The organism is Rhizobium sp. R86522 (genome assembly GCF_042466255.1).
In the GTDB taxonomy this organism is placed as follows: domain Bacteria; phylum Pseudomonadota; class Alphaproteobacteria; order Rhizobiales; family Rhizobiaceae; genus Allorhizobium.
On the sequence record NZ_JAXHBX010000001.1, the window covers coordinates 2,058,341 to 2,078,610 of the forward strand.

Below are 20,270 nucleotides of genomic sequence, written 5' to 3' on the forward strand. Positions count from 1 at the left end.
GTCTCTGCCCTTCCGCTCACTTGGCCGCTTTTTCATCGCCGGGCAGCACGTAATCCGTGCCTTCCCAGGGCGAGAGGAAGTCGAAATTGCGGAATTCCTGCTTGAGCTCGACGGGCTCGTAGACGACGCGCTTGGCGCTGTCGTCGTAGCGAACCTCGACGAAACCGGTCGTGGGGAAGTCCTTGCGCAGCGGATGCCCCTCGAAACCATAGTCTGTCAGGATACGGCGCAAGTCCGGGTGATCGGTGAACAGGATGCCGTACATGTCCCAGGCTTCGCGTTCGAACCAGTCGGCGCCGGCAAAGACCGGACAGGCCGACGGGACCGGCTTGAACTCGCCGGTTGCGACCTTGATGCGGATGCGCAGGTTCTGACGCGGCGAGAGCAGGTGGTAAACCACGTCGAAGCGGTCTTCGCGCTTCGGGTAGTCGACGCCGCAGATGTCGATCAGGTTGACGAAGCCGCACTGGACGTCGTCACGCAGGAAGGTCAGGAGCGGAATCAGGTTTTCCGACTTCGCCGTCAGCGTCAGTTCGCCGAAGCTGATGTCGCTCGACGAAATCAGCGCACCGCGGACTTCTGCGAGGTAGGAAGCGAGCTCGTTCAGGGCTTCACTCATGTTTTCAGTCCCTTCGCCTTACCGCTCGATCGTGCCCGTGCGCCGGATCTTCTTCTGCAGGAGCATCACACCGTAAAGCAGAGCTTCTGCCGTGGGGGGACAGCCCGGCACGTAGATATCAACCGGCACGACGCGATCGCAGCCGCGCACGACGGAATAGGAGTAATGGTAGTAGCCGCCGCCATTGGCGCAGGAGCCCATCGAGATCACGTAACGCGGTTCCGGCATCTGGTCATAGACCTTGCGGAGTGCGGGCGCCATCTTGTTGGTCAGCGTGCCGGCGACGATCATGACGTCAGACTGGCGCGGTGATGCACGCGGTGCAAAGCCGAAGCGCTCGGCGTCGTAACGCGGCATCGACAGCTGCATCATTTCGACGGCGCAGCAGGCGAGACCGAAGGTCATCCACATCAGCGAGCCGGTACGGGCCCAGTTGATCAGCTCGTCGGTCGAGGTAACCAGGAAGCCCTTGTCGGCGAGCTCGTTGTTGATCTCGCCGAAGAAGCGGTCATCGGCGCCGATCGGCTTGCCGGTGTTGGGATCGATGATGCCCTTTGCCTGCGGCGCAATCATCGTCGTATCGGACTGGATCACTCCCATTCGAGCGCCCCCTTCTTCCATTCATAGATAAAGCCGACGGTGAGAACACCGAGGAAAACCATCATCGACCAGAAGCCGAACCAGCCGATCTCACCGAAAGATACTGCCCAGGGGAACAGGAAGGCGACTTCGAGGTCGAAGATGATGAAGAGGATCGACACCAGGTAGAATCGGATGTCGAACTTCATGCGGGCATCATCGAACGCGTTGAAGCCGCACTCATAGGCCGACAGCTTCTCCGAATCGGGCGCCTTGTAGGCAACGGCAAACGGCGCCACCAGGAGCGCAATACCGATGATCAAGGATATGCCGATAAAGATGGCGATCGGAAGGTAAGAACTGAGCAGATCAGTCATCATATCACCCTGCTTGTCTCGCATGCCTGATGGCATTTAGGGCGGAGGCGACAAGCCGTAAAGAGAGTTGCAACGCGCCGTGGTTAGCGCAGGCAGCCACCCAGCGCAAGTCCAACCAAAGCCTTTTCACCCGATACCGGATTGCACCTTACCAGCGGGCAAAATGCATGTCTCGCGCAATCGAGCGTGCAGTGCAAAAAGACGCAACACACCGAGCCTGCAAGCAGGCTCGTCACATGACAAAATCGTCTGAGAGAAGAAGTGGCGCGAGTGACGGGGCTCGAACCCGCGACCTCCGGCGTGACAGGCCGGCACTCTAACCGACTGAGCTACACCCGCGCATTTCATGGGGTTTCCCCATGTCTTCGCTGCCTTAAGCAGCATGCCCCGAAAGCTTTGGAATGGCGCGAGTGACGGGGCTCGAACCCGCGACCTCCGGCGTGACAGGCCGGCACTCTAACCAACTGAGCTACACCCGCGCATTTCCAAATCGGGGTTCAAGGCGATCCCCGTCGAGCGGCTTGCCGTTCGATGAGCGGCTCTCTACGGCGTTCATCTGGAGGTGTCAAGCAGCATCTGAGACAAAACCGTGACGGCCCGATTTTTTCCCCCGCCCCTCCCCCGGGGTCATCGGAAGCTCGCTGCTCGCGACAACGCGCCGCAGGCGCAAAACAAGGATTCTGCTCGGTTTTCCACAAGAGCCGATCGGCCGCATGACAAAAAAACAAAAAATCTGCACAAACACTCTTGCGGATTTTCCGCGATCCGCATAGATCACGGCCACCGACGCGGCGGACATGATCCGCAAGGCGCACGGGCGATTAGCTCAGTTGGTAGAGCGCTTCGTTTACACCGAAGATGTCGGGAGTTCGAGTCTCTCATCGCCCACCATTTTTTCTCTTCCTTTGTTCACTTTTTCTTGCGCAGCTTGATGCGCATCGCCTTTCCGTCTGTCTGATCGACGTCGAAGGCACCCGTCTTCCGGATCAGATCGCTCAATTTTGAACATCCATAAGTTCGCGAATCGAAATCCGACTTGAGGTTGGAGAGCTGCGTCCCCAACGCAGAAAGCGCGACCCAGCCATCCTCGCTGTCGATGTCGGACAAGACGCGTTTGATGATCGGGACGGCAGCGCTCGGCGTTTTGAGCGGCGGGAGTGCCTTCGTGTCATCGTCCGGCGATGCCGGGACACCGATGTTTTCCGTGTAGATGAAGCGTCGGCAAGCCTGACGGAAACTCTCGGGCGTTTTCTGCTCCCCAAAGCCGAAAACATCGACACCCTGCTCACGAATGCGGGAGGCGAGTCGGGTGAAATCACTATCCGACGACACGAGGCAGAAGCCATCAAATCGCCCGCTCAGCAGGAGATCCATGGCATCAATGACGAGCGCAATGTCAGAGGCATTCTTGCCGGTCGTGTAGGCAAACTGCTGCTGAGGTATGATCGCGTGCCGCGTCAGCGTTTCGATCCACCCTTTTGATCTGGGACTGGCGAAATCGCCATAGATCCGTCTGACACTCGCCTCTCCAAGGCGAGCAATTTCCTCGAATAGCCCATCGGCGATCTTGCTTGAGGTATTGTCCGCATCAATCAAAACGGCGAGACGCTTCAAACGATCGTTCGGTGCCATTCCAAGTCTCCCCGTTGCAACCAGAGCCAAAGCTGCCCTCAGACTTCAGCCTCGAAGACTCGCTTCGCATTGGCAAGTGCGACAACACCGATTAGCAATAGGCCCGCCGGATTGCTCCAGCGGGCCTCATTCATATCAATGTCTCTGCTTATTACTTCCCGCCGATCGGGCGGGTCGCAGCAGCCTTCTCGACCATATCAGTCACCTCGGCACGGCGGGCGCCCTGAAGCGGCATGCGCGGCATGCGGACGCGCTCGGAGCCGCGGCCCATGATCTGCTCGGCGAGCTTGATCGACTGGACGAGGTCGTGTTCAGCATCGAGATGCAGAAGCGGCATGAACCAGCGGTAGATGCGGCGGGCTTCCATCCAGTCGCCGCGGTCGGCGGCAGCGACCAGCGCCACCAATTCGGCCGGGAAGGCGCTGGTGAGGCCGGAGACCCAGCCCTTGGCGCCGAGCATCATGCCTTCGAGCGCCACGTCGTCGAGGCCGGCAAAGATGTCGTAGCGGTCGCCGAAAGCGTTGATCAGGTCGGTAAAGCGGCGCGGATCCGGCGCGCTTTCCTTGACGGCCTTGATGTTCTTCACGCCGTCGAGCGCTTCCAGCACTTCCGCGCCGATGTTGACGCGATAGGCCGGCGGATTGTTGTAGAGCATGATCGGCAGGCCGGTCGCTTCGGCAACGGTCTTGAAATGGGCGACCAGCTCATGCGGCTTTGGCACATAGACCATGGCCGGCAGCAGCATCAGGCCGTCAGCGCCGATCTTTTCCGCATCCCGGGCGTAGGCGCTCGCGCGGCGGGTGTCGAATTCCGACACGCCGGTGACGATCGGCACGCGGCCATTCACCACCTCGACGGCGGCCTTCAGGATGGTGCGCTTCTCTTCCGGATCGAGCGAGTTGTTCTCGCCGCAGGTACCCATGACGATCAGGCCGTTTACGCCGTCGTTGACGAGGGCGTCGAGCACGCGCTGGGTGGCGTCGATATCGACCGAGAGATCTTCATGGAATTGAGTCGTTGCGGCGGGGAAAACGCCGTGCCAGCCGGTGGTCATGGGATGCTCCTGTTGAAGTGATCAAATCACAGTATACAGTTTGTCGACAAAATCAAGGCGCGCGTTTCAGAGATCGCTGAAACGGGATTGCAGGACTTCAGATGTCGGGAAGTTCGGCTGCGGCGGCGATGTTGCGGGCGACGTAATCCTGGATCTGGCGAACGATCTGGTCGGCATGGGCAACCGACAGCCGGTCGGCCTCCTCGACATCGCCTGAACGGATCGCCTCGATGATCTTCTCGTGTTCCTCGACATAGCGGCGCGGCAGGCGGTCGTCGAAGGTCTGATAATAAAGCCGGAGAATGCGCCGCCCCTCGTCCAGGAGCCGGGCAAAGAAGGTGGTGTAATAGGGATTGCCGGCGCGCTCGGCGATCGCGACGTGGAATTCCCTGTTAGCCTCGATCATGGCGAAGGCGTCCTGGGCCTCGACGGCGCGGGAAAAGGCCTGCTGCTGCCTTATGATCTCGGCCATCCAGGCATCGCCGGAACGCTTTGCGGCGCCACGGGTCGTCACGCGGTACATCAGGCAGAGCGCCTCGAAATAGGTGGGCAGGCTGGAGAAGTCGATGACCGCGACAATCGTGTTGCGATTCGGCAGACTGGTGACCAGGCCGTCCGAGGTAAGCCGCAACAGGGCCTCGCGAATCGGGGTGCGCGACATGCCGAAATGTTCGGAGAGGCGCGTCTCATCGAGCGGACTGCCGGGCGGGCGCTCCATGGTCAGGATTTCGTGGCGCAGCGCCTTGTAGACCGATTCGGTGCCGGAGCCCCGGGTGCGTGCCCCCTCACCCTTGCCATTGTCGGCATCCGTGCCGCCCGTCTCGTTCATGCCCATCCATCGACCTGTGTGCTGCCTCGGTTTGAAGCCAGCACAGCGACGAACGGCGCTTAAAGTCAAGCACCGAGGAGGACGGCTAGTCAGTCAGGCGATCAGGCGAGCTGGCCTGTCGGTGCATCGTCGCCCCAAAGCAGCGGGCTCCAGGCCAGTTCGGGCGGAACGGCATGAAAAAGGGTGCGCGCCGGATAGGCAGAGCGTGGACGTTTGCCGAGCGGCACGAGCTGGAAGCCATGGCCGATCATCTCGTCTTCGTCGAAGACATTGCGCAGATCGACCACGACAGGCGATTTCATCAGATCTTTCAGACGCGGCAGATCGAGTGATTTGAACTGATCCCATTCGGTCACGAGAACGACGGCGTCCGCACCCTCTGAGACCTCGTAGGCGTTCCGCCGATATTTGACAGCACCGAGAACCGCCCTCGCCGCCTCCATGCCTGCGGGGTCGTAGACATGCACATCCGCGCCGCCATCGAGCAGGGTTCTGATGATGGCGATCGACGGCGCCTCGCGCATGTCGTCGGTATTGGGCTTGAAGGTCAGGCCGAGGACACCGATTCGCTTGCCGCGCACGCTGCCGTCACAGGCGGCAATCACCCGGCGGCCCATGGCCCGCTTGCGGTTTTCGTTGATCGCCACCGTTGTCTCGATCAGCTTCAAGGGCCGGTCGTAATCCTGGGCCGTCTTCACCAGCGCCAGCGTATCCTTCGGGAAGCAGGACCCGCCGAAGCCGGGACCCGCCTGGAGAAACTTGTCACCGATGCGGCGATCCATGCCCATGCCCTTGGCGACCTTCTGCACGTCGGCGCCGAGTTCTTCGCAGAGATCGGCCATTTCGTTGATGAAGGTGATCTTCATCGCAAGAAAAGCGTTGGAGGCGTATTTGATCAGTTCGGCTGTGCGGCGCTCGCAGAAATAGAGCGGCATCTCCTTGAGATCGAGGGCCTCATAGATGTCGCGCATGACCTCGGTGGAACGTTCGTCATCCGAGCCGACCACGATCCTATCAGGGCGGCGGAAATCGGAAATGGCCGCACCTTCCCGCAGGAATTCGGGATTGGAGACGACGGCGATATCCTTTTGCGGGAATTCTTCCCGGAAGATGCGTTCGATCTCGTCGCCCGTGCCGACGGGCACGGTGGACTTGGTGACCACGACGGTGAAACCAGTGGCAGCGGCAGCAATCTCGCGGGCGGCGGCGTAGACATGGCTGAGGTCGGCGTGACCATCGACGAGACGCGACGGCGTGCCGACCGCGATGAAGACCGCATCGGCCGCCGCCACCGGTCCCACGAGATCGCCGGAGAAGCTCAGGCGGCCGGCGGCACAATTGTCGGCGATGATGATCTCCAGACCGGGCTCATAAATCGGCACTTTGCCGGCCTGCAGCGCCTCGATCTTGTCCCGGCTCTTGTCGACGCAGACCACGTCATGACCCAGCGCCGCCAGGCAGGCTCCGGAGACAAGCCCCACATATCCCGAACCGATCATCACAATGCGCATCCGTCACCCTTCCCGAAGAGAATTGAGCTTGAACCTCACGCCGTCACATGTGACCGAAAGACACGACGACTGGATGACAGCCGCTCGCCAGGTCGCAGGGACGGGTGATCGGATAGCGAATCGTCTTGTTTCAGGCGCCGAGGCTTGCGCGCAATTTCTGATGGGCCGCCTCGTCGAGGGAGAAATTCCACATCAGGGCGATGGCTGCGAGCTTGGGGAGGATCGGCAGGAAGGCGTAGAGGGCCGTCAGTGCGGTGAGTGCCCCGGGCGTCTGGGTGGCCGTCTGGCTGCCGATGAAGCCGGCGAGATCGAGGAGCGGGAAGACGACACCGGCGGAGAGCGCCACCGCAAGCTTGGTGGTGAAGCTCCAGGCGGCGAAGTACAGGCCGGAGCGCTGCTCGCCTGATGAAACCGTGTCGTTGTCGATCACGTCGGCCTGGATCGCGGGTGGCAGCGTCAGATCGAAGCCGAGCAAAAGACCGGTCACGACGCAGACCACGGTGAAGGCGAGCACATCGCCCTTGCCCAGGAAACCCGCCACCGAGAAGACGGCACAGGCGAGCATCATGGCGTAGCACCAGGCGCGGTGCTTGCCGAGGCGCTTGGCGGTGGCAACTGCCAGCGGCACGCCGGCGATGGCGCAGAGGAAATAGGTGAAGAGCAGCGGCCCCTGCATAGCCGGCGCATCGAGACGCTGGCCGACAAAATAGATGAAGAGCGATGCGGGGATCGCATTGGCAAAGCTGTTCAAGAGGAAGGCGCTGACCAGTCGCAGGAAGGGACCATTGGCGCGCAGATGCCGGAAGCCCTCCCGCAAAGAGAGCTTCCGCTGTGAGAGATCGATCGGTTCCGGCACCACGGCCACCGCCAGCAGTCCCGCTAAGGGTAGCGCGACGGCAATGAAGACGGCGACCCAGGCGAGGCCATGAAACCCGGCTGCCGTGTCCAAGCCGCCGACGAATGGCAGGGTGATCGCGATCAGCGAGCCGATCAAGGTGGCGCCCTCGCGCCAGGCCGACAGCTTCACGCGGGCCTGATAACCGGTCGCGAGTTCCGCACCCCAGGCGGTATATGGCAGCAGCGACCAGGTGGCGCCGATGGAGAGCGCCACGCCCCAGAAGGCGAGATAACCGACGCCCGCGTCCTCCGGCGGCCAGAAGAGCATGAAGGCAGCGAGCGCCGTCAGCGGCGTGGAGATGACGAAGAAGAAACGGCGGCGACCATAGCGAGAGCGGACACGGTCGGACAGCCAGCCAAACAGGGGATCGGTGATCGCGTCGACCAGCCGAATGGCAAGCAGCAGCGTGCCGATGGTCGCGAGCGACAGGGCGAAGTGATCGGCGTAGAAGGTCGGCACCACGATGTAGAAGGGCAGCGCAATGGCGGCCATCGGTATTGCGGGAAGCGCGTAGAAAGCAAGGCGCTTCGACGACGGGGCCTGGTCTGTCATGGGGATCCGATCACTGAACTCTCTGGAAAGGTCTACGCCTTGTCGGCGTTAACGGTTTTGCCCGTGCGGCGGCAGCGCTCCGAACAGTAGATGACATTGTCCCAGTCCCGCTCCCACTTTTTGCGCCAGGCAAACGGTTTGCGGCAGACGGGACAGGTCTTCTGGGGCAGATCGCCCTTGCGGATCATCTTGGGCATGCGGGGCTCGCGTTTGAATTTCACCTCCCATTTCGCATGGGCGGCGGTAGCGGATCACTTCAAGAGATTAGAGCGGTTGAAGCTTGCCACCCCCTGCCCCACTTGCTAGCTCGAAACCGCAATCACGGGAGAGACATCACGATGCGAGAACATAAATTCGGCCGGACGGAATTCACCGTCAGCGATATCGGCTTCGGCGCCTGGCAGATCGGCGGATCCTGGGGCGAGGTATCCGAGGCCGACGGCCGTGCTGCGCTGAATGCGGCGCTCGATGCCGGCATGACCTTCATCGACACGGCAGACGTCTATGGCGACGGTCGCTCGGAAAAGATCATTGCCGAGGTCCTGAAGGCACGCGGCGGCACTCGGCCGATGGTGGCGTCCAAGGCCGGGCGGAGGCTCAACCCGCATGTGGCTGATGGTTATACCAAGGCCAATATCGAGGCCTTCATCGACCGGTCGCTGAAGAACCTCGAAATCGACAGCCTCGATCTCGTGCAGCTGCACTGCCCGCCGACCGATGTCTACTACCGTCAGGAGATGTTCGAGGGGCTCGAAGAGATCCGCAAGGCTGGCAAGATCAAGCATTACGGCGTGTCGGTCGAAAAGGTCGAGGAAGCGCTGAAAGCGATCGAATATCCGGGCGTCGTCTCGGTGCAGATCATCTTCAACATGTTCCGCCAGCGCCCGGCTGCCCTGTTCTTCCAGGAAGCCAAGCGCCGCAACGTCGCGGTCATCGCGCGCGTGCCGCTGGCAAGCGGTCTGCTTTCGGGCAAAATCACCGCAGCTACTCAGTTTGCCGCAGAAGACCACCGCAACTTCAACCGCAATGGCGAAGCCTTCGACGTGGGCGAGACCTTTGCCGGCGTTCCCTTCGAGACGGGTCTCGCAGCAGTTGAGGCAGTCCGCAAGCTGGTGCCGGAAGGTGCCTCCATGGCGCAGTTCGCGCTGCGCTGGATCCTGATGCACGAGGCCGTCACGGTCGTCATCCCCGGCGCCCGCAACGGCGAGCAGGCGAAGGCGAATGCCGCTGCCTCCGATCTCGCGGCGCTGTCGGTCGACGTGATGGCAGCATCGCGCGAGGTCTATGAGCGGCTGATCGCACCGCATGTGCATCAACGCTGGTAGGACTGAGCGGTATCGACATAAAAGGAGGCCGGGAGAGCTATCACCCGGCCTCTTCTGTTTCAGCTGGCCCGATCTTTCGATCAGTTGGTGCCCTGAAGGTTCACTTCCCAGAACAGGGTCTCGCCAGACGAGTCATCCACGCCGTCATTGTCGGTCACGGCAAAGGCCTTGCCCGATGCGTCGAAGGCGAAGCCTTCGAGCTTGTCGACGACATAGCCATTGGTGGCGGCCTTCAGGTCCGGGATGAAGTCATGGACTTCTTCCTTCGCAACCGTCGGGAGCTCTTCACCGATCTTGGCGGGCTTCAGATCGGCAATGGCGACGCGGTAGAGCTTCTTGAGCTTGACGTTATCGCCGATCTGGTTGTCGCGCTCGACGATATAGACGTGGTCGCCATGGGCGGTGATTTCCGACAGACCGACCCAGCCTTCGCCAGCCGCTTCCAGCGGATAACGAACGGCACCCCATTCCTTGGACTTCGGGTTGTAGGAGAGGAGCTTCACCGAGCCCTTCTCGTCATCGCCCCATCCGCGCTGAACGGCCATCCAGAGCGTCATGTCGTCGCCGGTGCCGACAGAGGTGATGCCTTCGAGACCGAAGCGGGTCTGGCCGGCCAGGAGTTCGACCGGCAAGCCGATCTCGGCCTTGATCTCGCCCTTGGCGTCGACATTGTAGAGGCCGTGGCCGACGAGCTTGGCGGCATCGCCTTCGGAAGCCAGCCAGAAGCCGCCCTTGCCGTCGAGCGTGATGCCTTCCAGGTCGAGCTTCTGGGCCGCAGCGCCGCCCCGGGTGATCGGCAGGGCCGTGGTGATGACGGCCGGCTTCTGCGTCGCATCGATCGTGAAGATCGTCGGCTGCATGGCGTAGAAGCTGTCGTTGACGGCATAGAGCGTGCCGGCCTTCTCGGCATCGCCGACGAGGCCAGAGAGAGCGCCCCAACCGATCGGTGCGCCATCGACCATGGCCGACTGAATCATCGGATAGGCGGGCGTACCTTCAGCCAGTTCATAGAGCATGACATGCGACCGCGCCCCGCCGTCCTCCCCGAGATCGACCTCGTTCGCCGTGACGAACAGGTTGCGCGAGGGAATGGCGACGGCGCCTTCCGGCGAGACACCCGAGGGCAGAAGCTGGGTGAGTTCAGGCTCGGCGCCCGTGTCCTTGTAGACGGCGGCAATCGAGGAACGCTCGGCGAGAACGAAGAAATAGTTCTGGTCGCCGAAGGTTGCGGCTTCCAGGCCTTCCGGCTCGACGCCCTTGGAACGGGCGCGCTTGTCGGGGAAGTGGCCGATCTGGGCGATCGCCATTTCCAGCGAAGCACCCGATTCGTAAGCAACCTTGCCGGTCTTGTCGAAAATGGTGAAACCGCGTGAACCGCCGTTCCAGTCGCCTTCATTGGCGATGACAAGACGATTGTCATCGAGCCACTTCACGGCGTCGGGCTCGCGCGGAACGCCGTCCTTGGTGCCGGTGAACTTCAGCGCGCCATCCGACTTGGTGTCGATGCCCGTCAGATCGACCGTACCGGCGGAGAAGTGGCTCTTCACTTCGCCGGTCTTGCCGTCGACGATGGCAATGTGGTTGTTTTCCTGCAGCGTGACGGCGATTTCGCCGAGGCTGTTGACCGAAACGAATTCCGGCTCCGGATCTTCTGGGGCGACTTCGGCGAGACCGGTCAATGCGACGCGCTTCATGGTGCCGCAATCGGCAACGCCATCCTTCAGCGAGATGATGACGAGGTCACCGGCCGGCATCTGCGGCAGGGCGCCGTCGTTGACGTCTTCGTCACGCTCGTTCTCGATGGCGATCGCGACGAAAGAGCCGTCCTTGGCAACAGCAACCGAATCCGGCTGACCGCCGATGTCGCAGGTGCCCTCGACGGTCTTGCCGGCGATGTCGACGATCGCGAGCTTGCCCGACGGGTTGGTGAAGCTCTCGGACGTGTTGACGCCGACGAGAACCTTGCCACCGGCGACGGAAACAGAAGTCGGTTCGCCGTCCATCATCAGCACACCGGCGGCCTTCGGCCCCTTGGCGTCCGTGATGTCGATGAAGCCGATGCCGCCGAGCGGGCTGTCGGAATAGATCAGGGTATTGCCGTCTTCCGAGGCCGTGATGATCTCGGCCGAGGTGGTGGAAAGCTTGTCCTTGTCAGCCGGCAGATTGGTGGCGACCGGGAAAGCGGCAATACGGTTGAAAACCTGTTCGGCTGCGGCCGGCAGGGCCACGGATGCAAAAAGCGCCGCCGTCAGGGCGACGCGGGAGAGACCATGGGTCATCGGGAAACCTCCAGTATCCAGAAATGGAACAAGAGGGTTCTGAGGCAGTCCGATGACAGTCGAATGACAAGGCGGGAATGAACCCACTTTTCATCGGTTCAGGGTTGAGGCGACACTTCCTTGCCAGCCTCGCGCAGCATCAGGAAGAGCGATGCGCCGAGGATAAGAAGAGCGCCTAGCCAGAGATAGCCGCTCGGCGCATAGCCGAAGACGAGCCAACCGGCAAAAACATTGAGCGGCAGTTTCAGGTCGTCGAAGGGCTGAACATACGCTGCATCCGCCGCATTGTAGGCGAGCGTCAGCAGATACTGGCCGATGGCTGTCAGAAGACCTGCTGCCAGAAGCAGCCAGAGCGCCGAACCTTCAGGAATGGCAAAGCCGGATGCTGCAGCAAGGCCGAAGTTGATCGGCGTCAGCAGCACGAGAAGCCAAACGGTCACCGTCTCCGGAGACTCGTAATGGGTGAGGTTCTTCATGATCAGCGAGGAACCGCCCCAGAGAAGCGCAGAGAGAACCGGCAGCAGCGCGGCGAGCGTGAAGCTGTCCGACCAGGGCTGCAGGATGATCATCGCACCAACGAAGCCTGTGAGGGTCGCCAGCCAGCGATCACGACCGACGGTCTCGCCGAGAAAGAGCCGCGCACCAATGATGATGAAGAAGGGCGAGGTCATGACGAGCGCGATCGCCTGCCAGATCGGTACGGTGGCAAGGCCCGTCACCCAGGCCTGGACGCCGAAAGCCGCGAGCAGCACCCGCAGAATGTGACGGACGGGATAGGCTGTCTTCATGGCCTTCAGACCAAGGCGGAAGAGCAGCGGAAGGGAGAGGACAAGAGCGAAGCCATATTGCCAGAAGGCCGTTGAAGCCGGCGGAAAGCCGAGCGTCATCGAGAGCCACTGGGTGACGACATTGAGAATGGCAAAGGCAACGCCTGCCAAAACCATAAAACCGGCACCGACAACGGCCCGGGAGCGCAGAACAGAAACCGAGCTCTGATTCATGTCATTTTTCCTTATCCAAAGGACCAACACAAATCAGGACAGATGAGGACGACGAAAAACCGCGCCCGGACGGGCACGGACCTGCGCAGCAACGCCCAACTGATCCGCGTGACGCGGATGCAGGGCACAGCCTGACCTCATTCTCTTTCATCCGGACTTTAACCGTCGGCTCCGGAGTTACACCGGATCTGCTGACCCTGCCCTTCCCTTAGAGAAGACCAGGCGCTCGCGGGCTTGGAGTTTCCTCCTTACCGCCGGTGGGGAGTTTCACCCCGCCCTGAGAACGAATGCCGGACAATCCGGCGCAACAGAAATATGACAGCCCATGCTGCAGCGCAAGAGCGCAAAAAGAAAGCCCGGCACAGAGGCCGGGCTAACCAGGGTGTCAGCTGACCATCGGCACCGAAGGGTGGCGACGGTCACGACGGATCAGCTGTTGACAGCGTCCTTCAGGCCCTTGCCGGCCGTGAACTTCGGCACGTTGCGAGCCGGGATATCGACTTCAGCGCCGGTGGACGGATTGCGGCCCTTGGAGGCTTCGCGACGGGCGACGGTGAAGGCGCCGAAGCCAGCGAGACGAATGTCGCCGCCGTTCTTCAGTTCAGCCTGGACCGTTTCAAAAACGGCATCAACGGCAGAGGCAGCGTCAGCCTTGGTGAGGCCAGCCTTCTCGGCGACCGCGGATACGAGTTCGTTCTTGTTCATGTTTCCACCCTTTCTGATTGGTATGAAACGACTCAAATGATTAAGTCGGGCGGAGAATACGAAAGCTTCTGCCCTTCGCAACTCAAAAGCACCCGAAAGCCCCGGAAAACAAGCCTTTTAAGCGGCTTTTCACAAAAAAGGCTGGCAAAAATGCCAGCCTTTTTGTCGGTTTTGGAGCTTTGTGGCTCACTTATGGCAGAATTGCCTCAGTGAGCGACTGTTGCACCGGTTTCGTCGGTCCCGTCGACCACCGCAATGGCCGGCGTTTCAACGGTTCCGTCCCATTCAATCGGTTCAGGCACGCGAACCAGCGCATGACGGATCACCTCGCCCATGCGGGACACGGGGATGATCTCCATGTTGTTCTTCACGTTGTCCGGAATGTCAGCCAGGTCCTTGGCATTCTCTTCCGGGATCAGAACCTTCTTGATGCCACCACGAAGCGCTGCGAGCAGCTTTTCCTTGAGACCACCGATCGGCAGGACGCGGCCACGCAGAGTGACTTCGCCCGTCATTGCGACATCCTTCGAGACCGGAATGCCGGTCATGATGGAGACGATGGCGGTTGCCATGGCAATACCGGCCGACGGACCATCCTTCGGGGTTGCACCTTCCGGCACGTGGACGTGGATGTCCGACTTGTCGAAGCGCGGAGGCTCGATGCCGAAATCGACGGCGCGCGCACGGACATAGGATGCCGCAGCGGAAATCGATTCCTTCATCACTTCCTTCAGGTTGCCCGTGACCGTCATGCGGCCCTTGCCGGGCATCATGACGCCTTCGATGGTCAGCAGCTCGCCGCCCACTTCCGTCCAGGCCAGACCCGTGACAACGCCGACCTGGTCTTCGCCCTCGGCTTCGCCGTGGCGGAAGCGCGGTACGCCCAGATATTCGTTGATGTTCTCACCGGTCACGGCAACCGAGGTCACCTTACCCTTGATGATTTCGGTCACGGCCTTACGGGCAAGCTTCATCAGCTCGCGCTCGAAGGAACGCACGCCGGCTTCGCGGGTGTATTGCTGGATGATCGCCAGGATCGCCGAGTCAGCCACGGAGAATTCCTCCGGACGAAGGGCGTGTTCCTTGATCGCCTTGGGCAGCAGGTGCCGCTTGGCGATCTCGAGCTTCTCATCCTCGGTGTAACCGGCAATACGAATGATCTCCATACGGTCCATGAGCGGACCCGGGATGTTCAGCGTGTTGGCGGTCGTCACGAACATGACGTTCGACAGGTCATATTCCACTTCGAGATAGTGGTCCATGAAGGTCGAGTTCTGTTCCGGATCCAGCACCTCAAGCAGGGCCGAAGACGGGTCGCCACGGAAGTCCATGCCCATCTTGTCGATCTCGTCGAGCAGAAAGAGCGGGTTGGACTTCTTGGCCTTCTTCATCGACTGCACGATCTTGCCGGGCATCGAACCGATATAGGTGCGGCGGTGGCCACGGATTTCGGCTTCGTCACGCACGCCACCAAGCGCCATGCGCACGTATTCGCGGCCGGTTGCCTTGGCAATCGACTTGGCGAGCGAGGTCTTGCCGACGCCCGGAGGGCCGACGAGGCAAAGGATCGGGCCTTTAAGCTTCGTCGCACGCGCCTGGACGGCGAGATACTCGACGATGCGTTCCTTGACCTTGTCGAGACCGAAATGATCCTCGTCGAGGGTCTTTTCAGCCGCGTTGAGGTCGATCTTGACCTTGGACTTCTTGCCCCAGGGAAGCCCCAGCAGCCAGTCGAGATAGTTGCGCACGACGGTGGCTTCCGCCGACATCGGGCTCATGTGACGCAGCTTCTTCAGCTCGGCATCGGCCTTTTCCTTGGCTTCCTTGGAAAGCTTGGTCTTGGCGATGCGCTCTTCCAGTTCGGCCATCTCGTCACGGCCGTCTTCACCGTCGCCGAGTTCCTTCTGGATCGCCTTCATCTGTTCGTTGAGGTAGTATTCGCGCTGCGTCTTCTCCATCTGGCGCTTGACGCGCGAGCGGATACGCTTCTCGACCTGGAGAACCGAGATCTCGCCTTCCATGAAGCCGAGCGCCTTTTCCAGACGCGTCTTCACGCTCACCGTTTCCAGCATTTCCTGCTTTTCGGTGATCTTGATGGAGAGATGCGAAGCAACCGTATCGGCGAGCTTCGAGTAATCCTCGATCTGGCTCGCGGCGCCGACGACCTCAGGCGAGATCTTCTTGTTGAGCTTGACGTAGTTTTCAAACTCGGAAACCACGGAGCGGGACAGGGCCTCGATCTCGACCGCATCTTCTGCCGGCTCGGCGAGGATGCTCGCCTTGGCTTCGTAGTAATCTTCGCGGCCGGTGTAGCTTTCGACCTTGGCGCGTGCACGGCCTTCGATCAGCACCTTCACGGTGCCATCTGGCAGCTTCAGCAGCTGCAGGACGTTGGCAACAGTACCGACTTCGTAAATGGCGTCCGGGGCCGGATCATCGTCGCTTGCGTTGATCTGGGTGGCCAGCATGATCTGCTTGTCGGAGCCCATCACCTCTTCCAGAGCGCGAATGGACTTTTCACGACCGACGAACAGCGGAACGATCATGTGAGGAAACACCACGATGTCGCGCAGAGGCAGCACCGGATAGGTGTTCACCTCGTTTGCAGCTGACGTATTCGTCATTTCACTTCCTTTCAAACGTCCCGGGGAAACCGGGACTCCATGCCGACCCAAAAGAGGCATCAGGCATATTTTTCGATCCTCCAACAAGTGGAGTGGCGCTCCCGCCAATTCAAGCCTGCCGCCTGTGCCCGCGCCGAATTTGTGACATCAGCATGACAGAACCTGCCCGCTTTCACACTACATTGCGGACCTGATGCGAACCATGCGCGTCACTTCGTCGCCTGAAAGGCAGCCGGTCGTCGCATGGATGATCGGGAACGCGGATACGCGGTAACGGCGACGCAGAACTCAAGCGTTCACTCGCCCCTGTTCTAGCCCAATCGACGGGCCTGACAACAGCGAATACCGTAAATGGACAAGGGCTCCGGAGATAACCACAGGCAGCACCAAAAAAGATCGCCCGAAACGGAAAAGCCCGCCACAAGGGCGGGCTTTTCGCTGCAATCGATCCGAAACGATCAGGCGGAGGCGTTGGCCTTCTCTTCCTGGCGATCGGCATAGATGTAGAGCGGGCGGGAATTGCCGTTGACGACGTCGTCGGAGATGACGACTTCGCGGACGCCTTCCAGTTCCGGCAGCTCGAACATCGTGTCGAGCAGGATCTTTTCCATGATCGAACGAAGGCCACGGGCACCGGTCTTGCGGGTGATCGCCTTGCGGGCAATCTCGCGAAGCGCGTCCTCGTGGAAGGACAGTTCGACGTCCTCCATTTCGAACAGGCGCTGGTACTGCTTCACAAGGGCGTTCTTCGGCTCGGACAGGATCTGGATCAGTGCATCTTCGTCCAGGTCTTCAAGCGTCGCCAGGACTGGCAGACGACCGATGAATTCCGGGATAAGGCCGAACTTGACGAGATCTTCCGGCTCGAGTTCACGCAGAACTTCGCCGACGCGGCGATCGTCTTCCGCCTTCACCGTTGCGCCAAAACCGATCGAGGTCTTTTCGCCGCGGGCGGATATGATCTTGTCGAGGCCGGCAAAGGCGCCGCCGCAGATGAACAGGATGTTGGTCGTATCCACCTGCAGGAATTCCTGCTGCGGATGCTTGCGGCCACCCTGCGGAGGAACGGACGCGACCGTGCCTTCCATGATCTTCAGAAGCGCCTGCTGGACGCCCTCGCCCGATACGTCGCGGGTGATCGAGGGATTGTCCGACTTGCGGGAGATCTTGTCGACTTCGTCGATGTAGACGATGCCGCGCTGGGCGCGCTCGACGTTGTAATCTGCCGACTGCAGGAGCTTCAGGATGATGTTTTCGACGTCTTCACCGACATAACCGGCTTCGGTCAGAGTCGTGGCATCCGCCATGGTGAAGGGCACGTCGATGATGCGGGCAAGCGTCTGGGCAAGATAGGTCTTGCCGCAGCCGGTCGGGCCGACGAGCATGATGTTCGACTTCGCCAGTTCCACGTCGCCGCCCTTGGAGGCGTGCGAAAGGCGCTTGTAGTGGTTGTGCACGGCCACAGCGAGGATCTTCTTCGCCTGCTTTTGACCGATCACGTATTCGTCGAGGATCTTGATGATGTCCTGCGGCGTGGGAACGCCGTCACGAGACTTGACCATCGAAGACTTATTCTCTTCGCGGATGATATCCATGCAGAGTTCGACGCATTCATCGCAGATGAACACCGTCGGTCCGGCAATCAGCTTGCGGACCTCGTGCTGGCTCTTGCCGCAGAAGGAACAATAAAGGGTATTCTTGGAGTCACCGCCGTTGCTTCCGCTGACTTTGCTCATGTCTTTATCCTTCCAGCACGCCGCGCCACCGCAGTCACGGCAGGGCGGTCACTCACACTGTTCAGCTTCCACCGCCGCCTTTGGTGAAAACCTCTTCCGATCCGGAGCTACTAGCCGATCCGACCTTGTCGGAGCGGCGGCAACGAAAACTCTCAGTCTCGGCAGACTATGTCACAAAGATTTAACATAGCCTTAATCCTACTATTAGCGCTTTTGCGTCGACTTTAAACCCCGGGTGCCATCACGTCTGCCGGCATCGGTCCGATACCGGCATCCGCAACAAGGGTCAGGCCGACGGTGCAGCGCCTTCCATTTCAGCGCGCGAGGTCAGGATACGGTCGATCAGACCCCATTCCTTGGCTTCGCTCGATTCCATGAAGTGGTCACGATCAAGCGTGTTCTCGACTTCGTCATACGTCTTGCCCGTATGCTTGACATAGACCTCGTTCAGGCGACGCTTCATCTTAATGATGTCACGAGCATGGCGCTCGATGTCGGAGGCCTGCCCCTGGAAGCCGCCGGAAGGCTGGTGAACCATGATCCGCGAGTTCGGGGTAGCAAAGCGCATGCCCTTCTCGCCTGCAGCGAGGAGCAAAGAGCCCATCGAAGCGGCCTGGCCGATGCAAAGCGTCGACACGGCCGGACGGATGAACTGCATCGTGTCGTAGATCGCCATGCCGGAGGTGACGACACCGCCCGGCGAATTGATGTAGATGGCGATTTCCTTCTTCGGGTTCTCGGCCTCAAGGAAGAGAAGCTGGGCACAGACGAGCGAGGCCATGGTGTCTTCGACCGGGCCCGTCAGGAAGATGATCCGCTCCTTCAGCAGTCGAGAAAAGATGTCGTAGGAGCGCTCGCCACGGTTGGTCTGCTCGACGACCATCGGCACCAGAGCGAGAGCGGTATCAACGGGATTTCTCATGTCGGTCCTTTTTAAGCCTCTCCCCGGCACATCCGGTGGCGGGAATCACGTAATCTTTGTCAATCCCTACATAGAGTGTCCGCACCCAGACATTCAAGACACGAGGACCGGATATCCTTAATGGTCGCGATGCGCTCCCTGCTGGAGATCCTGGCTTTCGGCCGGCTCGACGGACGGCTGAGTGCCATGGCGCGATATCCGTACACAAGAAACGGCTAACATGGTGAAATTTCGGTAAGTCTGGCCTTTGCTCAATTCCTGGCCGGGGCAGGATTCTGCGCGTTTTCATAGTGACTGCTTAACCTGCTTGGCCCATTCTGCAGCGATAGACTGCCGAATTCGTTTCAGGAATTGCATCGTGATTGACGTCAAGACCGCGTTTTTGCTCTGGGTTATCCAGGCCAGCACGCTCGCGATTCTGCTCATGGCCATCTGGTGGCACGCCCGTGACCAGAAACACTTCTTATGGTTCGGCACCGGATTCCTGTTTCATGCAAGTGGCCTTGGACTGGTCGCGCTGCGCGGACAGATCCCCGATTTCGTTTCGATCCAGACGGCCAACACCATATCGCTCCTCGGCTTCAGTCTCTGGGTGAAGGGGCTCGCAGCCCTTGATCACAGGCCGGCACCGCGGCTTTTGTGGATCCCGCCCGTAGTCTGGCTCGCCGGAAACCTCGCCCCCTTCATCCGGATGGAGTTCGCCTTTAGGGTCTCGCTTTACAATGTGGCCGCCGCCATCGGCTTCGCGACGCTGGCCTTCATCGCCGCGCGCGCGCATTTCAGCTCCCACCGCGATCGCGCCCTGCTTGTCTGCATCTGGGGTGGTCAATCTGCGGTGACGCTGGGTTTTGCCGCGTTCGTCATTTTCCAGCGCCCCACGAGCTTTGCCGACAACTATTTCTCCATGTGGATAGGAACGCTCGCGGTCATCGGCTTTGTGACCTCGGTCGTGATACTCGCCAAGATTACAATGGACCGTTCCCAGGAACAGCTGCAGGCACTGGTCAGGACCGATCCACTGACCGGCGCGCTCAACCGGCGTGGCTTTTCCGAGGCCTATCAGGGCCTTGTGGAAAGCTCCCCCCTCAACACACTGGCAGTCCTGATCTTCGACCTCGATCATTTCAAGCAGATCAACGACCGACATGGCCATACGGTCGGTGACCGGGTCCTGCGGGAATTTGCCGAAGTCTGCCGGTCGCTCCTGCCGCAGCGTGCAGTTTTCGCGCGGACAGGCGGTGAAGAATTCGCCGCAGTCCTCGCGATTTCGGAACCGAGGGATGCGGCGCTGTTTGCCGAGACCGTGCGGCTGGCGCTGGCGGATCGCAGCATCCCGACCGATGACGAGGCGATCTCTGTCACCACCAGCGTCGGCATCGCGACCAGTTCTCTGCGCGACGCAGATCTGGACAAGCTCCTGTCCGAGGCCGATCTCGCGCTCTACACGGCCAAGGCGCAAGGGAGAAACCGCACATCGCTGCGTTCGGGCAACCACACCGTGACCGTGCCGCCAGCGCGCGAAGATAACATACAGGTAGAGGTCGATCGGCAGGCGAGCCGACAGGTGGCCATTCTGAAACGCATCTCTGCCGTTGCCCACAAGCTGGACGACTGAGCGCATCCGCTT

The 20,270-nt window shown here is 60.7% G+C and carries 17 protein-coding genes, 3 tRNA genes and 1 riboswitch; of the genes, 3 read left to right on the forward strand and 17 right to left on the reverse strand.

The annotated features are described in order from the left end of the window. Positions 1–16: 16 nt before the first annotated feature. The 5 genes from SJY08_RS09945 to SJY08_RS09965 all read right to left on the reverse strand — a co-directional run bounded on the left by SJY08_RS09945 (position 17) and on the right by SJY08_RS09965 (position 2,054). The gene (locus SJY08_RS09945) at positions 17–619 is read right to left on the reverse strand and encodes an NADH-quinone oxidoreductase subunit C (RefSeq protein ID WP_069041635.1); all 603 of its coding nucleotides are present in this window, start codon (positions 617–619) and stop codon (positions 17–19) included. 18 nt (positions 620–637) lie between these two features. Then, on the reverse strand, positions 638–1,219 hold the full coding sequence (locus SJY08_RS09950) for an NADH-quinone oxidoreductase subunit B family protein (protein ID WP_054150616.1): 582 nt from the start codon (positions 1,217–1,219) through the stop codon (positions 638–640). After that, positions 1,210–1,575: an NADH-quinone oxidoreductase subunit A gene (locus SJY08_RS09955; protein WP_069043838.1), complete on the reverse strand. Its 366-nt coding sequence runs from the start codon at positions 1,573–1,575 to the stop codon at positions 1,210–1,212. The genes SJY08_RS09950 and SJY08_RS09955 overlap by 10 nt, the downstream gene beginning before the upstream one ends. Before the next feature lie 262 nt (positions 1,576–1,837). After that, positions 1,838–1,914, reverse strand: a tRNA-Asp gene (locus SJY08_RS09960). A 63-nt stretch (positions 1,915–1,977) separates the two neighbouring features. Next, a tRNA-Asp gene (locus SJY08_RS09965) sits at positions 1,978–2,054 on the reverse strand. A 336-nt stretch (positions 2,055–2,390) separates the two neighbouring features. Here SJY08_RS09965 and SJY08_RS09970 point away from each other — a divergent pair. Then, positions 2,391–2,466, forward strand: a tRNA-Val gene (locus SJY08_RS09970). 18 nt (positions 2,467–2,484) lie between these two features. Here SJY08_RS09970 and SJY08_RS09975 read toward each other — a convergent pair. The 6 genes from SJY08_RS09975 to SJY08_RS10000 form a co-directional block, all read right to left on the reverse strand. Beyond that, a complete protein-coding gene (locus SJY08_RS09975; RefSeq protein ID WP_300889923.1) occupies positions 2,485–3,207 on the reverse strand; it encodes an NYN domain-containing protein in 723 nt (240 codons plus the stop codon). A gap of 151 nt (positions 3,208–3,358) precedes the next feature. Continuing rightward, positions 3,359–4,261, reverse strand: a complete 903-nt coding sequence (locus SJY08_RS09980; protein WP_377275455.1) for a dihydrodipicolinate synthase family protein — start codon at positions 4,259–4,261, stop codon at positions 3,359–3,361. Between the two features lie 97 nt (positions 4,262–4,358). Next, positions 4,359–5,096, reverse strand: a complete 738-nt coding sequence (locus tag SJY08_RS09985; RefSeq protein ID WP_377275456.1) for a GntR family transcriptional regulator — start codon at positions 5,094–5,096, stop codon at positions 4,359–4,361. A gap of 95 nt (positions 5,097–5,191) precedes the next feature. Continuing rightward, entirely contained in the window at positions 5,192–6,601 is a 1,410-nt protein-coding gene (locus SJY08_RS09990) for a UDP-glucose dehydrogenase family protein (protein ID WP_377275457.1), read from the reverse strand. Between the two features lie 130 nt (positions 6,602–6,731). After that, positions 6,732–8,051 carry an MFS transporter gene (locus tag SJY08_RS09995; protein WP_153761972.1) on the reverse strand — a complete coding sequence of 440 codons (1,320 nt, stop codon included), beginning with the start codon at positions 8,049–8,051 and terminating at the stop codon, positions 6,732–6,734. A 32-nt stretch (positions 8,052–8,083) separates the two neighbouring features. Beyond that, complete coding sequence (locus SJY08_RS10000) at positions 8,084–8,248, reverse strand: DUF2256 domain-containing protein (protein WP_377275458.1); 165 nt, start codon at positions 8,246–8,248, stop codon at positions 8,084–8,086. Positions 8,249–8,389: 141 nt separating this feature from the next. Between SJY08_RS10000 and SJY08_RS10005 the strand changes: the two genes are divergently transcribed. Further along, positions 8,390–9,376 (forward strand): aldo/keto reductase, encoded by a 987-nt coding sequence (locus SJY08_RS10005; protein ID WP_377275459.1) that lies wholly within the window; start codon positions 8,390–8,392, stop codon positions 9,374–9,376. A gap of 80 nt (positions 9,377–9,456) precedes the next feature. Here SJY08_RS10005 and SJY08_RS10010 read toward each other — a convergent pair whose 3' ends face one another. The 6 genes from SJY08_RS10010 to clpP all read right to left on the reverse strand — a co-directional run bounded on the left by SJY08_RS10010 (position 9,457) and on the right by clpP (position 18,643). Continuing rightward, positions 9,457–11,655, reverse strand: a complete 2,199-nt coding sequence (locus SJY08_RS10010) for an esterase-like activity of phytase family protein (RefSeq protein WP_377275460.1) — start codon at positions 11,653–11,655, stop codon at positions 9,457–9,459. Positions 11,656–11,753: 98 nt separating this feature from the next. Next, complete coding sequence (locus SJY08_RS10015; protein ID WP_300889931.1) at positions 11,754–12,656, reverse strand: DMT family transporter; 903 nt, start codon at positions 12,654–12,656, stop codon at positions 11,754–11,756. A gap of 135 nt (positions 12,657–12,791) precedes the next feature. Beyond that, positions 12,792–12,945: riboswitch (FMN riboswitch) on the reverse strand. A 140-nt stretch (positions 12,946–13,085) separates the two neighbouring features. Continuing rightward, positions 13,086–13,361: a DNA-binding protein HupB gene (gene hupB, locus SJY08_RS10020; protein ID WP_006727558.1), complete on the reverse strand. Its 276-nt coding sequence runs from the start codon at positions 13,359–13,361 to the stop codon at positions 13,086–13,088. Between the two features lie 206 nt (positions 13,362–13,567). Beyond that, positions 13,568–15,985 (reverse strand): endopeptidase La, encoded by a 2,418-nt coding sequence (lon, locus tag SJY08_RS10025; RefSeq protein ID WP_054150609.1) that lies wholly within the window; start codon positions 15,983–15,985, stop codon positions 13,568–13,570. Positions 15,986–16,443: 458 nt separating this feature from the next. Next, the gene (clpX, locus tag SJY08_RS10030; protein ID WP_054150608.1) at positions 16,444–17,721 is read right to left on the reverse strand and encodes an ATP-dependent Clp protease ATP-binding subunit ClpX; all 1,278 of its coding nucleotides are present in this window, start codon (positions 17,719–17,721) and stop codon (positions 16,444–16,446) included. A gap of 286 nt (positions 17,722–18,007) precedes the next feature. Further along, a complete protein-coding gene (gene clpP / locus SJY08_RS10035; protein ID WP_054150607.1) occupies positions 18,008–18,643 on the reverse strand; it encodes an ATP-dependent Clp endopeptidase proteolytic subunit ClpP in 636 nt (211 codons plus the stop codon). A 358-nt stretch (positions 18,644–19,001) separates the two neighbouring features. Here clpP and SJY08_RS10040 point away from each other — a divergent pair, with 358 nt between their 5' ends. Then, positions 19,002–20,258 (forward strand): GGDEF domain-containing protein, encoded by a 1,257-nt coding sequence (locus SJY08_RS10040; protein ID WP_377275461.1) that lies wholly within the window; start codon positions 19,002–19,004, stop codon positions 20,256–20,258. The last annotated feature ends 12 nt before the right edge of the window (positions 20,259–20,270 follow it).

What these genes read in the sequence shown, in the direction of transcription:
- SJY08_RS09945 (WP_069041635.1), bottom strand. Translation starts at nt 619, where the DNA reads ATGAGTGAAGCCCTGAACGAGCTCGCTTCCTACCTCGCAGAAGTCCGC.
- SJY08_RS09950 (WP_054150616.1), bottom strand. Translation starts at nt 1,219, where the DNA reads ATGGGAGTGATCCAGTCCGATACGACGATGATTGCGCCGCAGGCAAAG.
- SJY08_RS09955 (WP_069043838.1), bottom strand. Translation starts at nt 1,575, where the DNA reads ATGACTGATCTGCTCAGTTCTTACCTTCCGATCGCCATCTTTATCGGC.
- SJY08_RS09975 (WP_300889923.1), bottom strand. Translation starts at nt 3,207, where the DNA reads ATGGCACCGAACGATCGTTTGAAGCGTCTCGCCGTTTTGATTGATGCG.
- SJY08_RS09980 (WP_377275455.1), bottom strand. Translation starts at nt 4,261, where the DNA reads ATGACCACCGGCTGGCACGGCGTTTTCCCCGCCGCAACGACTCAATTC.
- SJY08_RS09985 (WP_377275456.1), bottom strand. Translation starts at nt 5,096, where the DNA reads ATGGGCATGAACGAGACGGGCGGCACGGATGCCGACAATGGCAAGGGT.
- SJY08_RS09990 (WP_377275457.1), bottom strand. Translation starts at nt 6,601, where the DNA reads ATGCGCATTGTGATGATCGGTTCGGGATATGTGGGGCTTGTCTCCGGA.
- SJY08_RS09995 (WP_153761972.1), bottom strand. Translation starts at nt 8,051, where the DNA reads ATGACAGACCAGGCCCCGTCGTCGAAGCGCCTTGCTTTCTACGCGCTT.
- SJY08_RS10000 (WP_377275458.1), bottom strand. Translation starts at nt 8,248, where the DNA reads ATGCCCAAGATGATCCGCAAGGGCGATCTGCCCCAGAAGACCTGTCCC.
- SJY08_RS10005 (WP_377275459.1), top strand. Translation starts at nt 8,390, where the DNA reads ATGCGAGAACATAAATTCGGCCGGACGGAATTCACCGTCAGCGATATC.
- SJY08_RS10010 (WP_377275460.1), bottom strand. Translation starts at nt 11,655, where the DNA reads ATGACCCATGGTCTCTCCCGCGTCGCCCTGACGGCGGCGCTTTTTGCA.
- SJY08_RS10015 (WP_300889931.1), bottom strand. Translation starts at nt 12,656, where the DNA reads ATGAATCAGAGCTCGGTTTCTGTTCTGCGCTCCCGGGCCGTTGTCGGT.
- hupB (WP_006727558.1), bottom strand. Translation starts at nt 13,361, where the DNA reads ATGAACAAGAACGAACTCGTATCCGCGGTCGCCGAGAAGGCTGGCCTC.
- lon (WP_054150609.1), bottom strand. Translation starts at nt 15,985, where the DNA reads ATGACGAATACGTCAGCTGCAAACGAGGTGAACACCTATCCGGTGCTG.
- clpX (WP_054150608.1), bottom strand. Translation starts at nt 17,721, where the DNA reads ATGAGCAAAGTCAGCGGAAGCAACGGCGGTGACTCCAAGAATACCCTT.
- clpP (WP_054150607.1), bottom strand. Translation starts at nt 18,643, where the DNA reads ATGAGAAATCCCGTTGATACCGCTCTCGCTCTGGTGCCGATGGTCGTC.